Source organism: Chryseobacterium sp. SIMBA_028 (genome assembly GCF_046535285.1).
GTDB lineage: Bacteria > Bacteroidota > Bacteroidia > Flavobacteriales > Weeksellaceae > Chryseobacterium.
The window spans coordinates 1-238 of the sequence record NZ_JAWRWZ010000797.1; the positions used below are offsets into that span (position 1 = coordinate 1).

Here is a 238-nt window from a genome sequence, read left to right on the forward strand (position 1 = left end):
GGCTGCCTGGGGGACTGCGCAGAAGCTCCGTGCGTGGCAGCAGGAGGCGCTGGATCTCTACATGGCCCGGCATCCAAAGGACTTCCTTGCCGTAGCGACGCCGGGCGCAGGTAAGACCACGTTTGCCTTGCGCATTGCCACCACGCTGCTCGATGCCGGCGTCGTGAACCGGGTAACCATCGTTGCGCCAACGGACCACCTGAAACGGCAGTGGGCAGACGCGGCCGCGAAGGTCGGG

The 238-nt window shown here is 66.4% G+C and carries 1 protein-coding gene; it reads left to right on the forward strand.

Going from position 1 to position 238, the window contains the following annotated elements; translation table 11 throughout:
• The coding region (locus SCA31_RS25415; protein WP_410699701.1) for a DEAD/DEAH box helicase at window positions 1-238 on the forward strand (238 nt) is incomplete at both ends.